General features: G+C 60.7%; 4 protein-coding genes. 2 read left to right on the top strand and 2 right to left on the bottom strand.

Going from position 1 to position 5294, the window contains the following annotated elements; all coding sequences use genetic code 11:
- The first annotated feature begins 131 nt into the window (after positions 1-131).
- Together B3187_RS01380 and murB are read left to right on the top strand one after the other, a co-directional pair.
- Positions 132-605: a low molecular weight protein-tyrosine-phosphatase gene (locus tag B3187_RS01380; RefSeq protein WP_286804301.1), complete on the top strand. Its 474-nt coding sequence runs from the start codon at positions 132-134 to the stop codon at positions 603-605.
- 17 nt (positions 606-622) lie between these two features.
- The gene (gene murB / locus B3187_RS01385) at positions 623-1642 is read left to right on the top strand and encodes a UDP-N-acetylmuramate dehydrogenase (RefSeq protein ID WP_286804302.1); all 1020 of its coding nucleotides are present in this window, start codon (positions 623-625) and stop codon (positions 1640-1642) included.
- Positions 1643-1681: 39 nt separating this feature from the next.
- Here the strand turns inward: murB and B3187_RS01390 are convergent, their stop codons facing one another.
- Both B3187_RS01390 and B3187_RS01395 read right to left on the bottom strand, forming a co-directional pair.
- Entirely contained in the window at positions 1682-4033 is a 2352-nt protein-coding gene (locus tag B3187_RS01390; protein WP_286804303.1) for a bifunctional serine/threonine-protein kinase/formylglycine-generating enzyme family protein, read from the bottom strand.
- Positions 4033-4884 carry a PP2C family protein-serine/threonine phosphatase gene (locus B3187_RS01395; protein WP_024460305.1) on the bottom strand — a complete coding sequence of 284 codons (852 nt, stop codon included), beginning with the start codon at positions 4882-4884 and terminating at the stop codon, positions 4033-4035. Before B3187_RS01395 ends, B3187_RS01390 begins: the two co-directional genes overlap by 1 nt.
- Positions 4885-5294 lie beyond the last annotated feature (410 nt).

A 5294-nucleotide genomic window follows, 5' to 3' on the forward strand; every position in this document is an offset into this window, starting at 1 on the left:
TCGGCCGCCAGGGATGGCGCGCCGATGAGCTCACATGGATGTGCTTGTAGCGTCCCCCAAAACGGTGTTCGGTGTCGCTGCGGACTTGGCTGAAAGTACCAGTACTAAACAGAGATTAGAAAGGTTTAAACATGAGCGTTAATGTTTTATTTGTGTGTTTGGGGAACATCTGTCGGTCGCCGACCGCCCATGGGATATTTGAAGAGAAAGTCCGGCAGGCGGGATTGGAGAAACGTATCCAGATTGATTCCGCAGGCACGGGTGCCTGGCATATTGGCAAAGGGCCCGATGCGCGTTCCCAGCGTGCGGCGCTCAAACGCGGCTATGACCTCAGTCAGCTTCGGGCCCGGCAGGTGAACCCGGCCGACTTTGACGAATACCATTACATCCTCGCCATGGACCACAGCAACCTGCAGGACCTGCAAGCCATGAGACCGGCTCATTACAGTGGGCATCTCGGTTTATTCCTGGAGTTTGGTGACAACGACCACTATCGCGAAGTGCCCGACCCCTACTACGGTGAAGGCGACGGTTTTGAATTGGTGCTCGATCTGGTTGAAAGCGCCTGCGACGGTCTGCTTCAACACATCAAAACTCAGCGGTAATGAGAGACTCGGAACGCGTGGATATACAAGAGAATATCAACCTTCAACCCTACAACACCCTGGCAGTGCCGGCCAAAGCGCAGCACTATGCGGAGGTCACGGATGAGGCGCAACTGCCTGCGTTGCGCCAGTTCGCGCGGGATCGAAATCTGCCCCTTCTGATTCTCGGTGGCGGTAGCAATGTCGTGTTGCGTGCGGATTTTCCCGGCCTGGTTCTGCATATGCGCATGACCGGAAAAACCCTGGTTCAGGAAGATCGCCATCACGTCTGGCTTCGCGTGGCCGCCGGGGAAAACTGGCATGAACTGGTTGAGTATTGTCTGGCGAACGAATACTGGGGGCTGGAAAATCTTTCGCTGATTCCGGGCTCTGTGGGGGCGGCGCCGATTCAGAATATTGGTGCCTACGGTGTGGAGCTGAAAGATGTATTTTCGGAGCTGGAGGCCATGGATGTGGCGACCGGTGAGGTGCATCGCTTCGATAAAGACGCCTGCGAATTCGGTTATCGCGATAGCCTGTTCAAACGGGCCGGTAAGGACCGGTACATCATTTTATCGGTGACTTTGAAACTGTCTCGGCAACCGCATCTGAAAGTGACTTATCCGGCGTTGAAAGAAGCGGTGGGCGCGATACCCATGGCGGAACTGACGCCGGTGGCGGTGAGTGAGGCAGTGTGCCGGATTCGTCGCAGCAAACTGCCGGACCCGGTGGAGATTCCCAATGTGGGAAGTTTTTTCAAGAATCCACTGGTGGGGCTGGATCAGTTTCTCGAACTGCAGGTCCGTCATCCCGGGCTGGTCTCCTACCCGGTGGATGCGCGCCATGTGAAGCTTGCCGCCGGATGGCTGATCGAGCGGGCGGGGTGGAAAGGCGTGGCCCGTGGGCCGGTGGCGGTGCACGCGCATCAGGCGTTGGTATTGACCAATCCGGGCCGGGCGTCCGGTGGGGAAGTGCTGGCTCTGGCCGAAGAGATTCGTCACTCCATTGCCGCGGAGTACGGTGTGGATCTTGAGCCCGAACCCCGGGTCTATCCCTGACGCACCGGCCCCTTATCCGGGGCTACCGATGCCGAACGGTCAGTACAACTCGACCACGACCCGGAACCCCAGGTTACTGTCCCGATAATCAGTGGGCGCACCCCGCCGAACATGGGTGGCGATATTGCCCACCGAATCCTCAAACGAACCTCCGCGTATAGTCCGCTCGGTGCAATTTTCGGTGATCAGGGGCGTGCCGTTCTGAGGCATTTCCAGCAAGTGGTTCCGGTAACAGTCCTGGGTCCACTCGGCCGCATTACCCGCGACACTGTGCAAGCCGAAGGCATTGGCCGGATAGGAACCCACGGGGGCGCTTTTTGAGGAAAAGAGACCGGTGTACTCACTGTTGCAGCCCCTTCGGCAGTTCGCGAGTCCGTCAGCGTCGGCACCAGCTTCTCCCCACCAGAAAGTGGTTTGGGTGCCCGCCCGCGCTGCGTACTCCCACTCCGCCTCACTCGGCAAGCGGTAGCGTTTGCCGGTGCTCTCACTGAGCCAGTTTACGTAGGCCAGGGCATCGTTCCAGCTCACATTGATCACCGGCCGGTTGTCTCGTCCCCAGCGCTCGTCGTCGGGCAGCGGGCGGTCCGTGGCCCGGGCAAACTTGTCGTAGTCGGCGAAGGTGATTTCAAATCGGCTGATGGCGAATGCCCGGGGAATCCGGACATTGCGTTCGGGCATGCTGCGGCTGTCCAGTTTGCTGCCCATGGTGAAACGACCGGCGGGAACGATCACCATCTCCGGCCCCCGGTCGCCGTCGCGGAGCTCGTTGTAAAAGGTTGCACCCGCCACCGGTGTTTTGCGCAGGGATACCGGCAGCGTCACCGCCTCGTCTTCCACCTCAATCCATCGGGTGTCGGTATCGTAGCCGGCATAGCTGGTTTCGATGTGGTAGCGCCCGGGCAACAGGGGAATGCCCGGGTAATAGCGATCCGGTATGTTCAGAATGCGGACCCGGGCGTTTTCCGGCTCCGGCGTGACCCGCAGTTCGTAGCGTGGTGGGGCGGCCGCCGGGGTTTCCACGGGTGTCTCGGGTCTCATCCCCATCAATGCTTCCGTGCTGCTCTGATTCTCGGTTTCGGGCTCGGGACGCAAGACCAGCGGAGTCGTGGGAATCTCGGTGGTGCGGACCGGCTGGGGTCGGGGCTCGGTCGGTGTCGGGGCGATCAAGTGCGCGGTGCGACGAGCGAGTGACTGCACCGGGTCCGGCAGCCAGCGCTCACCGGGCAGTGCCCATTCGTTCAACGCCAAACTGAAGGCACCCCAGATGACTGTCAGCAGTATCACCAGGGTCAGAGTGCGGGAGACTAACCGGCGTCCTCGCCACAGGCTGTGGTAGTGCGCCGCCTGCTGCACCTGGGTGGAAATGACAGTGGTGTGTTCCTGGGGCGGATTCAGTGGCCCCTTGATTTCGGTTACCCGGATCTGTGGGTGGCGGTACAGGCCGCGGCGCGGCGTCCAACGCAGCGAGCACAGGCTCTGCCACGCCAAGCGTATCTGTTCTCGCAAGGCCCCGAGCGTGGTCGCCAACAGTGCCCGGAACAGTGAGAGGAGTTGAACCCGGGTGGAGTCCGCGGTGGTGAAATACGTCTGTCCCAGGCCGGCGGGCCCCTCCAGTGCATCGATTGCCGCAATCACATCCCGGCCCCGCTGAAAGCGATTGTCCGGGTCTTTGGCGAGCAACTGATTGAGAATCTTCTGGTACGCCTGATACTGGGGCGGGAGCTTGGGAATGGGCGCGGTCAGGTGCTTGATGGCGATGGCCACCGCCTCGTCCGCCTGGTAGGGCACCTGCCCGGTCAGCATTTCGTAAAAGACCACACCCAGGCTGTAAATATCGGCGCGACCGTCCACCGGTTTGCCCCGGGTCTGCTCCGGGCTCATGTAATGAGGCGTGCCGACCACCGTGCCGGCGTTGGTCATCCGGGAGGCGGAGCTGACGGTCTTGGCGACCCCAAAGTCGGACAATACCGCGGAGTTGTCTTCGCGGAACAGAATGTTCTCGGGTTTGATGTCCCGGTGGATATAGCCTTTCTCATGGGCGTGGTCCAGCGCCCCGGCGATTTCCCGGGTGATCCGCAGGACTTCCTGAGTGCTCAGCCCGGAGGCCATCTTTTCGTGAATGGAACCGCCGGCCAGATAGTCCATGGCGATGTAGTTCAGGTTCTTGTAACGCCCGATATCGTAGATGGAGACGATGTTAGGGTGCGACAGTTGCCCGACGATATTGGCTTCGCGTTGAAAACGTTCGCTGAACACCGGATCGCCATTGAGCGCCGGAGACATGACTTTCAGGGCAACTTCTCGGCCCACGCTCAGTTGAATGGCGAGATAGACGGTGGACATTCCGCCCTGGTTGATTTTGCGAATGATGCGGTAGCCGGGAATATGCATTACCGGGCCACCCAGTAGAGCACTAACGCCAGTGACAGCAGGGCGGTGGCATACAGGGCCAGATCCGGGCCGCGCCGACCGGTAATATGCGGCACCCACTGCCACAGCGTACTCCAGCGCGAGCGCTGGCTCAGCGGTGACTGGATCAACTGCAGGGTTATATTGTCGCGACCTCCCGCGTCCAACGCGGCGCGCATCAGCCGATTGACGGCAGCACGCGGGCTGCGGCATCGAAACAGAAGGCGGGCCAGGGCTTCGTCATCCAATTCGTCGGTGAGCCCATCGCTGCACAGCAGAATCCACTGGTCCTTCAACCATTGGCCGCGCACTGAGTCGACTTTGACCTCCTGTAGTTCGTAGGAACCCAGACATTGAGTGATGATGTTCTTATCCGGGTGGCCCTCGACCTCCGCTTCTTCAATCACACCGGAGGCGAGCAGCATCTGGACGTAGGAGTGATCGGTGGTCAGTCGCTCGAGTCGACCGCCGTCCTCGGTGTGAGTCCAGAGGTAGGCCCGGCTGTCGCCGACCCAGGCGACTTCGTAGTCGTCCCCGAGGCTGCGCAGGGCGACGATGGTGGAGCCCATGCCCGGCGCGCCTTCGCCATTGGCGGCGGCTTTGAGTACGGCCCGATGGGAGGCCTGAATGGCCTGGGTGAGGCTTTTGTGTTGTTGGTCGAGCAGGGTGTCCCGGACGATGGCGCTGGCGACTTCGCCGGCTTCGTGCCCACCCATGCCGTCGGCCACGAGCCATAGGCCGCGCTCGGGCAGGCTCAGGAGCGTGTCTTCGTTGTTGTCGCGCTTGTGGCCCGCGTGGGTGGCGGCGCTGTATTCCAGGGGTGGCTGGGGCATAGTTAGTCCGTTGTCACCATCGTATGTTACCGGCTTGGGATCGCCTCGGGAATCCTAAAGCACTTTGCCGTCGAAAACTACATAACAGGTCGCGGTTTGAGGTGTCGATGTGCCGAAGCGGCTGTACACGTTAGAAACCGTCCCAATGTTTGGAGAGGACTATTCTTTTTGCTTCGTAGGCAGTGCTCCGCCTGGGTAACCCCTTGTGAGACACGCCGTGAACCCATCCATGGGGGCTCATCACCCGCCGTCCAGGCGGGTGACGGTCTCACAAGGGGTTACCCAGCCTCCGCGGTGCCAGCGTAACGTTCCGGGAACTCGGACCTTTCAAAAGAGGGCTTGTGTAACAACCCAAGTAATATCCGGCACTGAGGGCCGTGAGGGGGAAACCCTTTCAAGACCGTAAGCGG

This window comes from Marinimicrobium sp. UBA4209, assembly GCF_002381585.1.
In the GTDB taxonomy this organism is placed as follows: Bacteria; Pseudomonadota; Gammaproteobacteria; order Pseudomonadales; family Cellvibrionaceae; genus Marinimicrobium; species Marinimicrobium koreense.

Coding starts and splice junctions, on each gene's coding strand:
- B3187_RS01380 (WP_286804301.1), top strand. CDS start 132: ATGAGCGTTAATGTTTTATTTGTGTGTTTGGGGAACATCTGTCGGTCG.
- B3187_RS01390 (WP_286804303.1), bottom strand. CDS start 4,033: ATGCATATTCCCGGCTACCGCATCATTCGCAAAATCAACCAGGGCGGA.
- B3187_RS01395 (WP_024460305.1), bottom strand. CDS start 4,884: ATGCCCCAGCCACCCCTGGAATACAGCGCCGCCACCCACGCGGGCCAC.